The organism is Celeribacter ethanolicus, assembly GCF_002407265.1.
GTDB classification, from domain to species: domain Bacteria; phylum Pseudomonadota; class Alphaproteobacteria; order Rhodobacterales; family Rhodobacteraceae; genus Celeribacter; species Celeribacter ethanolicus.
In genome coordinates, this window is record NZ_CP022196.1 from 886,323 (window position 1) to 900,712 (window position 14,390).

Consider the following 14,390-nt stretch of genomic DNA (forward strand, 5'->3'; position numbering starts at 1 on the left):
AGGTGACGCGACCCTTAGAACCTGACCCAGTTGACACTGGCGTAGGAAGACCGAAGGGCATCACACGCATCTCAAATATGGGGGGCGGTCCTTTCGGGCCGCATGGCCCTATTGCGTTTGGACGCATCGGGCAGCGGTCCATGTCTGCTACCCGTTTCACTTGGGTCTCATCGTTTGAGGAGACCGAAATGAAAGATACCATTCCCACCATCACCACCGGGGCTTTGCCCGCGTCACAGAAAATCTACGTGCATGGCGACATGCATGAGCTGCGCGTGCCGCTGCGTGAAATCGCGGTGACGGGTGAAGCTCCGCTTCGCGTTTATGACAGCTCGGGACCCTACACCGACCCGGCGGCGGAGATCGACATTGCCAAGGGCCTACCCGATGTGCGCGGCGGCTGGCAACATCAGCGTGGCGACATCGAAGCTTATGAGGGCCGTGCGGTGACCGAGGCAGACAATGGTTTTGCCACCGGCGAACGTCTGACGCCCGCCTTCCCGCATCAACGCGCCCCACTGCGCGCTGCGGGGGACCGCGCCGTGACCCAGCTCGCTTATGCCAAGGCCGGGATCATCACGCCGGAGATGGAATTTGTCGCCATCCGCGAGAACGAAGGCCGTCTGTCGGGCGCGAAAACCGATGGCGAAGCCTTTGGCGCCACCCTGCCCGAGTTGGTCACGCCCGAGTTCGTTCGTCAGGAGATCGCCGAAGGCCGCGCCCTCATCCCTGCCAACATCAACCACCGGGAATTGGAGCCGATGATCATCGGCCGCAATTTCAAGGTGAAGATCAATGCCAATATCGGCAATTCCGCCGTCACCTCCTCGATGGAGGAAGAGGTCGAGAAAATGGTCTGGGCGATCCGCTGGGGCGGCGACACGGTGATGGATCTCTCGACCGGTCGCAACATCCACAACATCCGCGATTGGATCATCCGCAACGCGCCTGTGCCGATTGGGACCGTGCCGCTCTATCAGGCGCTGGAAAAGGTCGGCGGCATTGCCGAGGACCTGACGTGGGAGGTCTTCCGCGACACTTTGATCGAACAGGCCGAACAGGGCGTCGACTATTTCACCATCCATGCCGGTGTGCGGCTTCACATGATCCCGATGACCGCCAAACGTGTCACCGGCATCGTCTCGCGCGGCGGCTCGATCATGGCGAAATGGTGCCTGCACCATCACCGCGAGAGCTTTCTCTACGAGCATTTCGACGAGATTTGCGACATCTGCCGCCGTTATGACGTGTCGTTTTCCTTGGGCGACGGGCTGCGCCCCGGCTCGATTGCCGACGCCAATGACGAGGCGCAATTCGCCGAGCTGCGCACGCTTGGCGAGCTGACGAAAATCGCCTGGGCCAAGGATTGCCAAGTCATGATCGAAGGCCCCGGTCACGTGCCGATGCACAAGATCAAAGCCAACATGGACGAACAACTGAAGCACTGCCACGAAGCGCCGTTCTACACGCTCGGGCCCCTCACGACCGACATCGCGCCGGGCTATGATCACATCACCTCCGCCATCGGCGCGGCGATGATCGGCTGGTTCGGCACCGCGATGCTTTGCTACGTGACGCCGAAGGAGCACCTTGGTCTGCCCGACCGAGACGATGTGAAAACTGGCGTCATCACCTACAAACTCGCCGCCCATGCCGCCGATCTGGCCAAGGGCCATCCGGGCGCGCAACTGCGCGACGATGCATTGTCACGCGCGCGGTTCGAATTCCGCTGGGAGGATCAGTTCAACCTCGGCCTCGACCCGGATACGGCGCGGGAGATGCATGACGAAACCATGCCGAAAGAGGCGCATAAGGTGGCGCATTTCTGTTCCATGTGTGGGCCGAAGTTCTGTTCGATGCGGATTTCCCACGACATCCGTGCCGAGGCCGAGAAACAGGAGGGAATGGCGGCCATGGCAGAAAAATTCCGCGAGGGCGGCACGCTCTACATCCCGGCAGAGGATCAGGCTGCGGAACCGGCAGAATGATCTCGATCCTTGGATCAGGCGTGGCGGGGCTTTGCGCCGCCACCGCCCTCATGGACGCGGGGGGCGAGGTCGAGGTGATTTGCCCTGACACCGCCCCTGCGCCCGCCTCCCGTTTGGCGGGCGGGATGCTCGCGCCATTTTGCGAGGGCGAAAGCGCCCCCGACCTCATCGTCACGCGCGGACAGGTCGCGATTGACTGGTGGGCCGCCCATGTGGAGGTGATCCGACACGGCACGCTGGTCGTGGCCCCGCCCCGCGACGCGCAGGAACTCAACCGCTTCGCCCGTGCCACCCGTGCGCATCGCTGGGTCACGCCCAATGCGTTGGAACCCGATCTCGAAGATCGCTTTGCCCGTGGGCTCTATTTCGAAAGCGAGGCGCATCTCGATCCACACGCAGCGCTCACCGCGCTCAAGCACAGGCTTCTCGCACAGGCCGTCGTGTTTCGCGACGGCGCACCACAGGGGCGGATCGTGGACTGTCGCGGTATGTCCGCCACCGAGACCCTCCCCGATCTGCGCGGTGTGCGGGGCGAGATGCTTGAGGTTTACACGCCCGAGGTCACGCTCTCGCGGCCCGTGCGCCTGCTGCATCCTCGGTTTCCCTGTTACATCGTGCCGCGCGGGAACGGGCGGTTCATGATCGGGGCGACCATGGTCGAATCCTCTCGCTCCGGCCCGATCACGGCGCGCGCGGCGATGGAACTGCTCTCGGCGGCCTATAGCCTTCACCCCGCGTTTGCCGAGGCCGAAATCATCATGACCGGCGCCGACCTGCGCCCGTCTTTTCCCGACAATATCCCGGCCCTGCGCCGCAATGGCACGGGGTTTCACATCAACGGCATGTATCGCCACGGCTTTCTGATGGCCCCCGTTCTGGGCATGGATCTGGCCGGGCTTTTGACACAGGAGAACGCCGATGCGCATTGAATTGAACGGACAGTCTGTCGAAACCACCGTCCCCACGCTGGCCGCGCTGATCACGGAGCAAAACTATGAGGCGCGCTCTGTCGCCTCTGCCGTCGACGGGCAATTCGTGCCGCGCGACGCGCGCGAGGGGATCAACCTGACAGCGGGCATGAAGATCGAGCTTCTCTCGCCAATGCAAGGGGGCTGACATGTTCTACGGCACCGACTTGAAAAATCGCCTGCTGCTCGGCACGGCGCAATACCCCTCTCCCGACATCTTGCGGGCGGCCATCGCGGCCTCTGGTACGGAGGTGATCACCGTCTCGCTTCGTCGCGAGGGCGCAGGCGGCGCGGGGTTTCGCGACATTCTCAAAGACAGCGGCTGTCGCATCCTGCCCAACACGGCGGGCTGTCACAGCGCCCGCGAAGCCGTCACCACGGCGCAGATGGCGCGCGAAGTTTTCGGCACGCCTTGGATCAAGCTCGAGGTGATCGGCCATGCCGATACACTTCAACCCGATCCCTTCGCCTTGGTCGAAGCCGCGCGCATCCTCTGTGCTGATGGGTTCGAGGTGTTCCCCTACACGACCGAAGACCTGATCCTCGGCGAAAAGCTGATCGAAGCCGGATGTCGAGTATTGATGCCATGGGGGGCGCCGATCGGGTCTGGTCAGGGCCTGCGCAACATCGAAGGGCTCAAGACCATGCGCGCGCATTTTCGCGATGTGCCTCTGGTGATCGACGCCGGGATCGGCGCGCCGTCACAAGCGGCACAAGCGATGGAAATGGGCTTCGATGCAGTGCTTTTGAACACAGCCGTGGCCAAGGCCGTCGATCCCGTGGCCATGGCAGAGGCATTTTCCCGGGCTGTGGGCGCCGGAAAACAGGCCTATGACGCGGGCCTCATGCCGCGTCGAGATATGGCTGAGGCCTCCACCCCGGTGTTCGGCATGGCGGAGCTTTTGGCATGACGCTTGATCCGTTTTATCTCATCGTCAGCCATGTCAGTCAGTTGGAACTGCTCGTGCCGCAGGGCGTGCGCCTCGTGCAACTTCGGATCAAGGGTCAGCCCGGCGAAGAAGTCCGCCGTCAAATCCGCCGCGCCCGCGATTTTTGCGCGGTGCATCGCGCCCAGCTTGTGGTGAACGACTATTGGCAGGCCGCGCTCGACCTGAAATGTCGCTTTGTGCACCTCGGCCAAGAGGACATGGAGACCGCCGATTTTGCCGCGCTCAGGCGTGCCGGGGTCCGTTTCGGACTTTCCACCCATGACGAGGAAGAGTTGGACCGCGCGCTGGCGCATGACCCCGCCTATGTCGCCTTGGGGCCGGTCTATCCGACACTTTTGAAGAAGATGAAATGGGGGCCGCAAGGGCTGGATCGGGTGCGGCGCTGGAAGGCCATGGCAGGGGACACTCCTCTGGTGGGCATCGGAGGCCTGACGCCGGAGCGCCTGCCCGGCCTGTTCGAAGCGGGCGCAGACAGTGCCGCCGTGGTGACCGACATCGCCACGGCCACCAACCCCGAGGCCCGCTGCACAGAATGGATCAAAGCCACGCGGGCGTATGTCAAATGAGCCGCTACGCCAGACAGATATGCCTCGCCGGTATTGGCCCCGAAGGTCAGGCCCGCCTCGCAGCGGCGCGGGTTCTGGTCGTGGGGGCCGGCGGGTTAGGGGCGACGCTTTTGCCGCAACTAGTGGGCGCGGGCGTCGGGTTTATCCGCCAGCTCGATCCCGATCTGATTGAGGAAAGCAACCTGCACCGACAGACGCTTTTCCGGATGAGCGATCTCGGCCAACCCAAAGCCCAGATCGCCGCAGATGCGCTGACCGGCCTGAACCCCGATGTCACTCTGGAGGCGCATGTCGCCCGGCTGACGCCTGCCAACCTGCCGCGCTGGTCGCGGGATGTCGATCTGATCGTGGATGCCGCCGACAGTTTCGCCACAAGCTATGCGCTCTCGGATCATTGCCACCAAAGCGGACAGCCACTGATCAGCGCCTCCGTGACCGGCCGTCAGGGCTATGTCGGCGGCTTTTGCGGCGGAGCCCCCAGCCTGCGCGCGGTGTTTCCCGACTTGCCGGAGGCGATGGGATCTTGTGCAGAAACCGGCGTGCTCGGACCGGTCGTCGCCAGTCTCGCCGCCGTTCAGGCCCAGATGGCGCTGGCCGTGATCCTGGAACACGCACCAACGCCACTCGGACAGATTCTCTCGCTCGATCTGGCAACATGGCGCATGAGCGGCTTTCGGTTCGATGGTGCGCCGGACCCGGCCCATCCCGTGCCGGTCATTCTGTCTCCGGAGCAGATTGAGCAGGAAGATATCGTCATTGATCTGCGCGCGCCCCCTTCCCCTTCCCCGTGCCCCAAGCCCGGACAACGCGTGGTCTTTGTCTGCGCCTCCGGGCTTCGTGCCTGGCGCGCCGCCATGGAGTTGATGAGGCAAGGCCATCGCAGGGTCGCCATCGTCGGGATGGGCAGATGAAGACGCCCGTCCTGATGATCGGAGGCCTCGATTCAAGCGGCGGCGCCGGGGTGTTGCGCGATTGTGCCGTGGCGGAGGCCTTCGGCGTTCCGGCCCGTGTGGCCGTCACCGCCGTCACGGCACAAAGCGATCAGGCGGTGAGCGCCGTCCATCCGGTGCCCCCTGACACGATCCGGGCACAGATCGCCATCGCCGGTCAGGTGGGCGCGGTCAAGATCGGCATGCTCGGAACGGCGGAAACCGTCCGCGCCGTTGCGGAGCTTTTGCCTCCCGTTCCCTGTGTCGTCGACCCCGTTCTGATGACGAGCTCCGGGCATATGTTGCTGGATGAAACCGGGATCGCGGCGCTCATTGCGGATCTTTTGCCGAAAACCGACCTCCTGACGCCGAACCTGCCGGAGCTTTCCGCACTTGCGCGGGCGCTTGGGCTCGCCCCCGATGATCGGGAGGGCTGCGTCGCGAAACTGTTGGAATTGGGCTGTGGCGCCGTGTTGGTCAAAGGCGGCCATGACGACGGACCACAGAGCGTCGATCGTCTCTATCGCGGCACCAGGCCTGCGTTGGATTTCACGGCCCGACGCACCGATTCAACGCTTCGCGGCACGGGATGCCGGCTGGCCAGTGCGATCACAGTTCACCTTGCGAATCGTGACGACACAGGCCCTGACGCGCTCGTGTCTGCGATTGAGGTCGCGAAAAAACACGTCCTCGACGCCTTGAAAGCTGCCACGATTGAAGCCTGAGAAGCCGGGTTGCCGGCAGGGCTGCTTGAAGCACACCGACCGCGTTCTGGCTCGACCCTCCGGCAGGACCATCCGAACCGGCTATCTCAACCCGGAAACCACATATGGAACATGCGTAGGATTTCACCGCAAAGACCTTCAAACCCCATAAAAAGCACTCTGGGCGCGGAAGGCGCACTTTCCACTTCGCAGCAAGTCTCCGGCGCTTGACAGTCCCGCACTCTGGCGCAGGATGAAAGCAGCCACATCTCATCGGACACAGACCACTCTGCGGATCGAACCGCCCCGGGTCGCCCCGGAGTTGAGCCGAGAACAGCGGCAGGGGGGGAGCGGCAGGAATGCGGCTTTCGCGACGCTCTTTCTTGTGTCCGGAACATTTTGCTTGGGATCTCACATGCGCATCGCCCTGCTTCAGCCCTCCCCCTCTGCCGCCGATCTCGCGTCCCTGCACATCTCTCTTCTGGAGGCCCGCCGAGATGACGCCGATGTGCTGATCGTTCCAGAACTTCTTGTCCCGGGCTACAACCACCCCCGGAAGCATCGCCGCGAAGCCGAGCCATTGGACGGCATCTGGATGCAGGCGCTGCGGGCCATGGTCGCGAAGGTCGGCTGCGCTTTGGTCATCGGATGGGCCGAGCGCGACGGGGACAAGGTCTATAATGCGGCGAGCTGTGTGGATCGGGACGGAACGCTTCTGGCGCATTACCGCAAGGTCCAGCTTTTCGGCGAGATGGAACATGCGAGCTTTACCCCCGGCACCGAACTTGCCCCGCCCTTCGATCTCTGCGGGCGCAGATGCGGCCTGCTGATCTGTTACGACATCGAGTTTCCCGGCCACACCGCCACCCTCGCCCACGCCGGGGCCGAGGTGATCTTCGTCCCGACCGCAAACCCCGAAGGCTACGAACATGTGCAGGAGGTGCTGGTGCCCGCCCGCGCCCATGAGCTCGGCGGTTTCGTCGCCTATGCCAATTATTGCGGCACGGACAACGGGCTGACGTTCGGCGGCGGCTCCACCGTCGCGGGGCCGGACGGACGGGCACTTGCGCGGGCCGGCACTTCGGAAAGTCTGCTGATCGTCGATCTGCCGGAACTGTCCGACTATCCTCCCGAAACGCTTTCCGGCAAGGGGACTGATTTTCGCGCCGCCCCCATCGCGGAGGACACATACACCCCGGCAAAATGATCGCAGAAAAAAGAGACGCTTTCCCCGAACAAAGGGGACCTCCGGGAAAAGCGCCTCTGGGCAGACCGGGAAGAGGTCTCCGGTCTATGCGGTCACGGCCTCCTCCCGACGCCGCCGGTTGTAGCGCACCGAGGACACCAGCGAGAGTGCGATGAACGCCGCGCCGATCAGCCCGGTGATCACCTCCGGGATATGCACGAGGCTCTGCGCGAACATCACGCAGGACAGCACGAGGATCGAATAGAAAGCGCCGTGTTCGAGATAGCGGAATTCGGTGAGGGTCTGCTTTTCCACCAGCATGATGGTCATGGAGCGCACATACATCGCCCCGATGCCGAGACCGATGGCGATCAGAAACAGGTTCTGCGTGAGGGCAAAGGCCCCGATGACCCCGTCGAAGCTGAAGGAGGCATCGAGCACTTCGAGGTAGAGGAAGGCACCCAGACCGCCTTTCGCCAGAGAGGCGCCGCTGTCGAGCACATGACCGAGGGTTTCGACGGCGATGAAGGTGACGAGCCCGGCCACGGCGGCAAACAGGAAGGTGCCGCGTTGCGAGGCGTCGATCAGGCCGGAGAAGACCAGCACGATCAAAAGCACCAACCCGATGGCCATGCCGCGCACGGAGGCCCATTTGCGCAACAGATCCTCCAGAGGCCGCAGCCAGTCGACCTCCTTTTCCGGGTCAATGAAGTAATTCAGCGCCACCATCATCAGAAACGTGCCCCCGAAGGCCGAAATCGACAGATGCGCTTCGCCGATCAGCCGCGCATATTCGGTCGGTTCGCGCGCCGCGAGACGCAGTGCCTCGATCGGGCCGATGTGGGCGGCGACGGAGACGACGGCCAGCGGAAAGACGATGCGCATGCCGAAGACCGCGATCAGGATGCCCCAGGTCAGAAACCGCCGTCGCCAGGTTTCGTCCATATCCTTGAGCTTGTTGGCGTTGACGATGGCATTGTCGAAACTCAGCGAGATTTCCAGTACCGAGAGGATCACCCCGATCAGCGCAAAGGTGACCATGCCGGACAGATGCCCGGTATAGGCCCAGCCGAGCCAGAAACAGAGCGCAATCCCCAGACCGGTGACTGCGAAACTCCAGTGAAAATATTTCCATACGGACGAGGACATGGGCCCCGGCCTCCCTGTGTTGCCCTGCTCGGAGGGGATTAGAGATTATGCGCGAAGTGGAAGCTGTCGGCGTAGATGTGGTTGACGCTCGCCCCGGCTTCAAGGAAGCGCCCGCGCGCCTCCGCGATCATCGCGGGCGAGCCGCAGAGATAGATCGCATGATCCGAAAGATCCGGCAGATCGGCCAGAACGGCGTCCTGCACATGACCCGAGCGATGTGGGCTTCCGGGCGCACGCGACAACACCGGCACGAAGGTGAAATCGTCAAGCGCCGCTCCGAGCGCCGCGATCTCTTCGGCCAGATAAAGCTCGCTTTCCGTGCGCATCCCCCAGTACAGCGCCACCGGCGGTCCGTCGGGCTCCTCCTTGAGCGCCGCAAGCATGGCACGCAGCGGCGCGATTCCGGTGCCCGTCGCGACCAGCAGAAGCGGCCGAAAATCCTCCGGATGCAGACGAAAGAGTCCATGCGGCCCGTGCAGGCGCAGTGTCTCGCCTGCTTCGATCCCGGACAGTACGCCCGCAGTGAACATGCCCCCCGGGATCACCCGGATATGCAGGTCGATCTCGCCTTCGGACGGCGCGGACGCAATGGAAAACGACCGTGTCGCACCGCTTTCGGTCACCACATTGATATATTGCCCGGGCTGAAAGTCAGGCATCTCGCCTTCGGGCCGCAGCCTGAGCCGCAGGATATCCGGGCAGACCGGCGTGAGCGACACCACCTCGGCTTCGATCTCGACCGGCACCGGCCGATCCGAAGGCATCAGCTCCGCCGCAACCCGCAGGTTCATCCGGGCACGCGCCTGACAGGCCAGAGCAAAGCCACAGCCGCGCTCCTCCTCGCTCAGCCCCAGGGGCTCTTCGTCATAGGCAACTTCGCCCTCGAGCAGCCGAATGCGACAGGAGCCGCAAAATCCGCTCTTGCAGTCATGCGCCAGATCGACACCGGCATTGAGCGCCGCGGCGAGAATGGTTTCATGGGACTCGACGCAGAAACTCTCTCCGCTCTCCGCCAAGGTGACCTGCGCCACGACGGCTTCGTCCCCGTCTTCGATCTTGTGAACCGCGCGAATGATCGTCATGGCCCCCTCACTTCTTGATATCGGCTGCGACCACGACCTCATGGCCTTGGGGGGCGAGTAGATCCGCCAGCGCCTGAAGCGCCGCGACACCCGCCGCCGTGTCCTGTTCGCCATTGCCGCCCGACAGCCCGACGCCGCCGATCACCTCGCCATCGACCACGATGGGGAAACCGCCCACGAAGACCGCGAACTTGCCCTCGAAGGACAATTGGATACCGAAGGCCTCGTTGCCTGGCAGCGCGGGGCCATTGGGCGCCTTGTTAAACAGATGGGTGGAGCGTTTGTGCGTGGCGGCGGTGAAGGCCTTGTTCCACGAAATCTGCGGCCCGGTCACCCGCGCCCCGTCCATGCGCTCGATCAGGATCGGAAACCCGCCGTCATCGGCGATGCAGATGGTCTCCAAAACACCGATTTCCCTGGATTTTTCAACAGCGGCGGCGATCATCACACGCGCCTCTTCGGATTGCAGTCTGAGAACTGTTTTCAATGGTCCATCTCTTAGGTTGTGCGTTTCTCTTTCCTCAATTTAGTATACCATATACTAAAAATGCCAAGGGCTATTTGAGAGATTTTTGCTGAATTAGCGCCTTTAAATCCAATTTATGCTCCGAATGCCTATTTTTTAGTATACCAAATATGACGACACACATTCTGAAATGCACTCACATCCGGATTTCCCATCGCCATAGGAATCGCGCGATCCCACGCTCCGAAAGCGCGGCAATGCCGGCACTCGAACCCCGCCCTCTGCACGCGACACGTCGCGAAGAGCACGCGAGAGGCTTGGCAAAGCGCAACCGGCTCTGGTATACCGAATGCAGCATCGTGACCTCCAACCGAGAGCGGCCTTCCGCCCGGCCCGAAGGATGCGCGACCGAATATGAACAGGACATAACATGGCTCTGGCAATTGGCGACGCCCACACGCCCTTGACGAAAATGGTCAAGGATGCGCTGCGCGAACGGATTCTGAATGCGGAATTCGAACCGGGAACACGGCTTGTCGAGGGCAGGATTTCCGAAGAAATGGGCGTGTCCCGGATGCCCGTGCGCGAAGCCTTGCGGGAACTGGCGGCCGAAGGTCTGGTCAAGATCATTCCCCGACGCGGCGCGACCGTTTCCATGCCGGCTGCGGATCAGAAAATGGACCTGATCGAAGTGCGCGCCACGCTTGAGGCCCTGAACGCCCGGCTTGCGGCCCGACGCAAGGACCCCGAGCGGATCGAGGAGCTGCAACGGGTTCTGGCCGCCGGGGAATCCGACATCGAGAAGGGCGATTTCAGCGAGATGCGCGCCCATAACGATGCCTTTCACACGGCTCTGGGCGAGGTCTCGGGCAATGTGACACTTCAGGATCTGATCCGCACCCTGCGCGACCAGACCGCCATGCTGTTCAAACAGGACGATCCGGTCAAGGTGCGCGAAACCTGGCGCGAGCATGCCGATATTCTCCGGGCGGTGATCGCAGGCGACGAAGAGCTCGCGGCCATTCTCGCCTCCCGGCACGTCTACAATGCGGTCGAGCCGGAACAAGCCACCGACTGAGGCAAGCCAGCCCTACAGCAGCGCCCGCATCAACAGCCCCACCGCACTGAGCGCCGACAACCCGAGAAGGACATGCCGGATCGCGCCTTTCGGCACATGCCGCGCCAGAGGGGTCGAAACGGTAAAGCCGAGCAGAAGCGCAGGGAAAAGCAAGAGACCCAGCATGAGTTGGCGCAGCTCGAACCGACCGATGGACGCCAACAGGATGAGCGACGTCGTCGCCCCGAAGAAGAAGGTAAAATTCAGCGTCGAACGCAGGGTCGCAGGCGGGGTGTTTTGCATGACGATGGCATAGGGCGGTGCACCCGAAGAGGTGATCGTCCCCATGATGCCCGACATTACACCGGCAAAGCCCAGCGTGCGCCAGTTGGCAACAATGCGCCAGCCGCTATAGCTGAGTGCGACGCCAATCAGGATCAGCACCGCGAAGAGAATGTAGAAACTGTTGGTACTGAGCATCGCCATGATGAAGACAGCGATGAAATTGCCGATGACACGGCCGGAAATCATCGTGCCTGCGGATTTGAAGTCGATGGCGGAGCGCTCACGCAACACCACCATGACGGAGAGGCAGCCGCCGAGCACGAGCAAGGGCCCCGGCGCAAGTTCGGGAAAGAACAGCGCCGAGAGCGGCGCGGAAAACATGGCAAAGCCAAGCCCGCCCACGCCCTGAAGAATGGCGGCCACGAAGACCATGGCCACCATGCCCATAAAATGCGGCGTCAAAAGATTGCCGCCGATCAACTCGTGCACAAGCTCCATTCAGCCCCCCAGATAAACGGATTTGATCCGGCTGTAGAAGTCCATGACATTCGCCCCACCCTGCTCTTTCGCGCTCTGGTTGGAGGAATGCTTGAAGCCGCCGAAAGGGGCATTCAACGCCACGCCCGTGGTCGGGCTGTTGACCTTGACGACACCGTGCTGGGTCTTTTGCGCAATCTTCAGAACGGAGGCCATGTCATTGGAAACAACCGAAACCGCAAGCCCGTATTCCGTGTCATCCGCGATCTCGATGGCTTCATCCACGTCCTCGATGGCGCGCACCGCGACCACCGGAGCGAAAATCTCGTCACGCAGAAGACGGCTGTCCGTCGGCACATCGGCGATCACCGTCGGGCGCACAAAGAACCCGTTCGACAGACCGGCGGAGGCCTCCGGCAGACCGCCGGTGGTGATCCGACCGCCTTCCTGTTTGGCGATGCCGAGATAGGCATTGACCTTGTCGAGCTGCGCCTCGGTGGCGAGCGGCCCCATGGTGACCCCCGCACGCGTGCCTGCACCGATGGTGATGCCCTCCGCCGCGCCGGTGAGTTTTTCCACCAACGCGTCGTAATGGCTGCGCGCGACCAGAACCCGGCTGGTGCCGGTACAGGCCTGCCCGGTCAGCCCGAAGGCGCCGCGGCGGATGATGTCGGCGGCACGGTCGAGATCGGCATCGCCGAGAACGATGGTGGCGTTCTTACCGCCCATTTCGAGCTGACAGCGCGTGTCGGTGGTCAGCGCCCGGGCGATCTGCATGCCCACGGCATAGGAGCCGGTGAAGGTCAGCGCGTCGATCCCCGGCGTCGATGTAATCGCCTTGCCGACCGTCGGCCCACGCCCGTGGATGAGCGCCAGAAGCCCTTTCGGCAGACCCGCATCGAGCAGCACTTCGACCAGACGTTGCCCCATGAGCGGCGTCATCTCGGAGGGCTTGAAAATCACCCCGTTGCCCGCTGCCAGCGCCGGTGCGATCTTGCGTGCAGCCATGGAAAGCGGGAAATTCCACGGCGTGATCACCGCGACAACCCCCACAGGAGAGCGCAGAGTGAGCGCGATCTGCCCCTCCGGCATCGGAAAGCTCTCGCCCTTGAGCCGCAGTGCCTCACCAGCATAGAAGCGGAAATTCGCGGCGATCCGGCTGGTCTCGTTGCGCGCTTCGGTGAGGGTTTTACCCTCTTCGCGGGTCAACTCCGCGGCGATGGCGTCGATCCGCGAGGAAATGATGTCGGCAGCCTTGTAAAGCACGTCGGCACGCGCCTCCGGGCCCTTGGCGGCCCAGTCCGGCCAGGCGTTCGACACGGTCTCAACGGCGGCGGCCACATCCGCCTCGCCACCATCGGGAAACAGCCCGATGAGATCGGTCAGATCCGCAGGATTGCGGTTTTCGAATGTCGCGCCGGAGAGGGCGGGAACCCATTCCCCGCCAATGAAATTGAGATAAGACATGGCTGTCCCTTTGATCTTGCGTTTCTTGGCTGTCGGGCCTGTGCCCACCAGCCTCTAGCCCCAGGACACTTTCACATCCCCACGGACGAAGGTCTGGCAGGCCATGCGAAAGCCGTTGGCCACATCCTCGTCGCTCAGATGCTTGCGCTCCTTGGCCTTGATGTCGTCGGTGTGCTCCAGCCCCTCGACGATCTTGCAGCGACAGGTGCCGCAGAACCCGCCGCCGCATTTGAACGGGATACCACCCTTGTCCCTGAGCGAGGCGCGCAACAGGTTGCTGCCACTGTCCACGGAGATGGTCTTGTTCTCGTTCGGAATGAAGGTGATGCTGATTTTTTCCATAGGCTCTTCAGGGCTTTGTGCGTTTCTCTTCAACGGTCCCGGCAAGCGGTCCCGGCGGCCTCAGACGAGGCGCAACTCGATGTCCATGCTGCCGTAATGGGTCAGCGTATTGAGCTCTTCGCGCGCCTCTTCGAGCGTCTCGAAGCTCTCGAACAGCTTGCTCGGGACCTTGTTGGTGATATGCGGCGGCGCGTCTTCGATGATGGTGATCCGGTCCACGCCATTGAGTTCGGCGATGGTAAAATTGGCACGTTTGCGACCGTAGAAGATGTAGTCATAGGACTCGACGGAGGTGACGCCCTCGCCCATGACGGTGTGGAATTCTTCGGGTTTCGTGGTCAGGATGACGAACATGGCTGTCCCTCGTAGAAAATGGCAGATTGTGGGTCGGGAGCGGCCCGCCTCAGACAGCGGAACCGGCGCGGCGCAGGTGTCTTGCGCTCAGACGTCCTGCGTCAACTCGATGTCCTCGGACACCCAGAGCTGACAGGCCAGACGGTAGCCCTCGTCGAGCTTGTCGCCCAACTGGCGCTTTTCCTTCCAGTTCGGCGCTTCGAGATGCTCACCGCCCTTGAGGACGCGGCAGGTGCAGGTCGAACATTTCCCCATGCCGCATTTATACGCGAGATTGGGATAGGGAAATTTCTTGATCCCGGCGCGGACGACGAGATTGGTGTTGGGATCGACATCGTCGACAAACACCTCGCCGCCCTTGTGCAAAGTGACTTTCGGCATGGGGTCTTCCGATTTGGAGAGGACGGGAAGCCCGCCCTC

At 62.7% G+C, this 14,390-nt stretch carries 17 protein-coding genes; 9 read left to right on the forward strand and 8 right to left on the reverse strand.

Annotated features, from left to right (window positions below):
- Positions 1-188 precede the first annotated feature (188 nt).
- From thiC to CEW89_RS04370, 8 genes are all read left to right on the forward strand, one after another.
- On the forward strand, positions 189-1,988 hold the full coding sequence (thiC, locus tag CEW89_RS04335; RefSeq protein WP_096805028.1) for a phosphomethylpyrimidine synthase ThiC: 1,800 nt from the start codon (positions 189-191) through the stop codon (positions 1,986-1,988).
- Positions 1,985-2,917, forward strand: coding sequence for an FAD-dependent oxidoreductase (locus tag CEW89_RS04340; protein WP_096805029.1), 933 nt, complete (start codon positions 1,985-1,987; stop codon positions 2,915-2,917). The genes thiC and CEW89_RS04340 overlap by 4 nt, the downstream gene beginning before the upstream one ends.
- Complete coding sequence (gene thiS / locus CEW89_RS04345) at positions 2,907-3,104, forward strand: sulfur carrier protein ThiS (protein ID WP_096805030.1); 198 nt, start codon at positions 2,907-2,909, stop codon at positions 3,102-3,104. The genes CEW89_RS04340 and thiS overlap by 11 nt, the downstream gene beginning before the upstream one ends.
- Position 3,105: 1 nt before the next feature.
- Positions 3,106-3,867 (forward strand): thiazole synthase, encoded by a 762-nt coding sequence (locus CEW89_RS04350; protein WP_096805031.1) that lies wholly within the window; start codon positions 3,106-3,108, stop codon positions 3,865-3,867.
- On the forward strand, positions 3,864-4,472 hold the full coding sequence (locus CEW89_RS04355) for a thiamine phosphate synthase (RefSeq protein ID WP_096805032.1): 609 nt from the start codon (positions 3,864-3,866) through the stop codon (positions 4,470-4,472). Before CEW89_RS04350 ends, CEW89_RS04355 begins: the two co-directional genes overlap by 4 nt.
- Positions 4,469-5,383, forward strand: a complete 915-nt coding sequence (locus tag CEW89_RS04360; protein WP_096805033.1) for a HesA/MoeB/ThiF family protein — start codon at positions 4,469-4,471, stop codon at positions 5,381-5,383. The genes CEW89_RS04355 and CEW89_RS04360 overlap by 4 nt, the downstream gene beginning before the upstream one ends.
- Entirely contained in the window at positions 5,380-6,126 is a 747-nt protein-coding gene (locus CEW89_RS04365) for a hydroxymethylpyrimidine/phosphomethylpyrimidine kinase (RefSeq protein ID WP_096805034.1), read from the forward strand. The genes CEW89_RS04360 and CEW89_RS04365 overlap by 4 nt, the downstream gene beginning before the upstream one ends.
- Before the next feature lie 394 nt (positions 6,127-6,520).
- Positions 6,521-7,312, forward strand: a complete 792-nt coding sequence (locus CEW89_RS04370) for a carbon-nitrogen hydrolase family protein (RefSeq protein WP_066709193.1) — start codon at positions 6,521-6,523, stop codon at positions 7,310-7,312.
- An 84-nt stretch (positions 7,313-7,396) separates the two neighbouring features.
- Here CEW89_RS04370 and CEW89_RS04375 read toward each other — a convergent pair whose 3' ends face one another.
- From CEW89_RS04375 to CEW89_RS04385, 3 genes are read right to left on the reverse strand one after another with little or no spacing between them, the layout of a single operon-like run.
- Positions 7,397-8,440, reverse strand: a complete 1,044-nt coding sequence (locus tag CEW89_RS04375; protein ID WP_096805035.1) for a DUF475 domain-containing protein — start codon at positions 8,438-8,440, stop codon at positions 7,397-7,399.
- 38 nt (positions 8,441-8,478) lie between these two features.
- Complete coding sequence (locus CEW89_RS04380) at positions 8,479-9,522, reverse strand: 2Fe-2S iron-sulfur cluster-binding protein (protein ID WP_096805036.1); 1,044 nt, start codon at positions 9,520-9,522, stop codon at positions 8,479-8,481.
- Positions 9,523-9,529: 7 nt separating this feature from the next.
- Positions 9,530-10,009 carry a GlcG/HbpS family heme-binding protein gene (locus CEW89_RS04385; RefSeq protein ID WP_066709200.1) on the reverse strand — a complete coding sequence of 160 codons (480 nt, stop codon included), beginning with the start codon at positions 10,007-10,009 and terminating at the stop codon, positions 9,530-9,532.
- Positions 10,010-10,418: 409 nt separating this feature from the next.
- Between CEW89_RS04385 and CEW89_RS04390 the strand changes: the two genes are divergently transcribed.
- Positions 10,419-11,066 carry a GntR family transcriptional regulator gene (locus tag CEW89_RS04390; RefSeq protein WP_096805037.1) on the forward strand — a complete coding sequence of 216 codons (648 nt, stop codon included), beginning with the start codon at positions 10,419-10,421 and terminating at the stop codon, positions 11,064-11,066.
- Positions 11,067-11,078: 12 nt separating this feature from the next.
- On the opposite strand, the gene CEW89_RS04395 is transcribed toward CEW89_RS04390, so the two are convergent.
- The 5 genes from CEW89_RS04395 to CEW89_RS04415 form a co-directional block, all read right to left on the reverse strand.
- Positions 11,079-11,828, reverse strand: a complete 750-nt coding sequence (locus CEW89_RS04395; protein WP_096805038.1) for a sulfite exporter TauE/SafE family protein — start codon at positions 11,826-11,828, stop codon at positions 11,079-11,081.
- Complete coding sequence (locus CEW89_RS04400; RefSeq protein ID WP_066709207.1) at positions 11,829-13,274, reverse strand: aldehyde dehydrogenase family protein; 1,446 nt, start codon at positions 13,272-13,274, stop codon at positions 11,829-11,831.
- A gap of 54 nt (positions 13,275-13,328) precedes the next feature.
- A complete protein-coding gene (locus CEW89_RS04405; protein ID WP_066709210.1) occupies positions 13,329-13,616 on the reverse strand; it encodes a 2Fe-2S iron-sulfur cluster-binding protein in 288 nt (95 codons plus the stop codon).
- Between the two features lie 60 nt (positions 13,617-13,676).
- Positions 13,677-13,970: a ferredoxin gene (locus CEW89_RS04410; protein WP_066709213.1), complete on the reverse strand. Its 294-nt coding sequence runs from the start codon at positions 13,968-13,970 to the stop codon at positions 13,677-13,679.
- Positions 13,971-14,057: 87 nt separating this feature from the next.
- The gene (locus CEW89_RS04415) at positions 14,058-14,351 is read right to left on the reverse strand and encodes a 2Fe-2S iron-sulfur cluster-binding protein (protein WP_066709215.1); all 294 of its coding nucleotides are present in this window, start codon (positions 14,349-14,351) and stop codon (positions 14,058-14,060) included.
- Between the last annotated feature and the right edge of the window lie 39 nt (positions 14,352-14,390).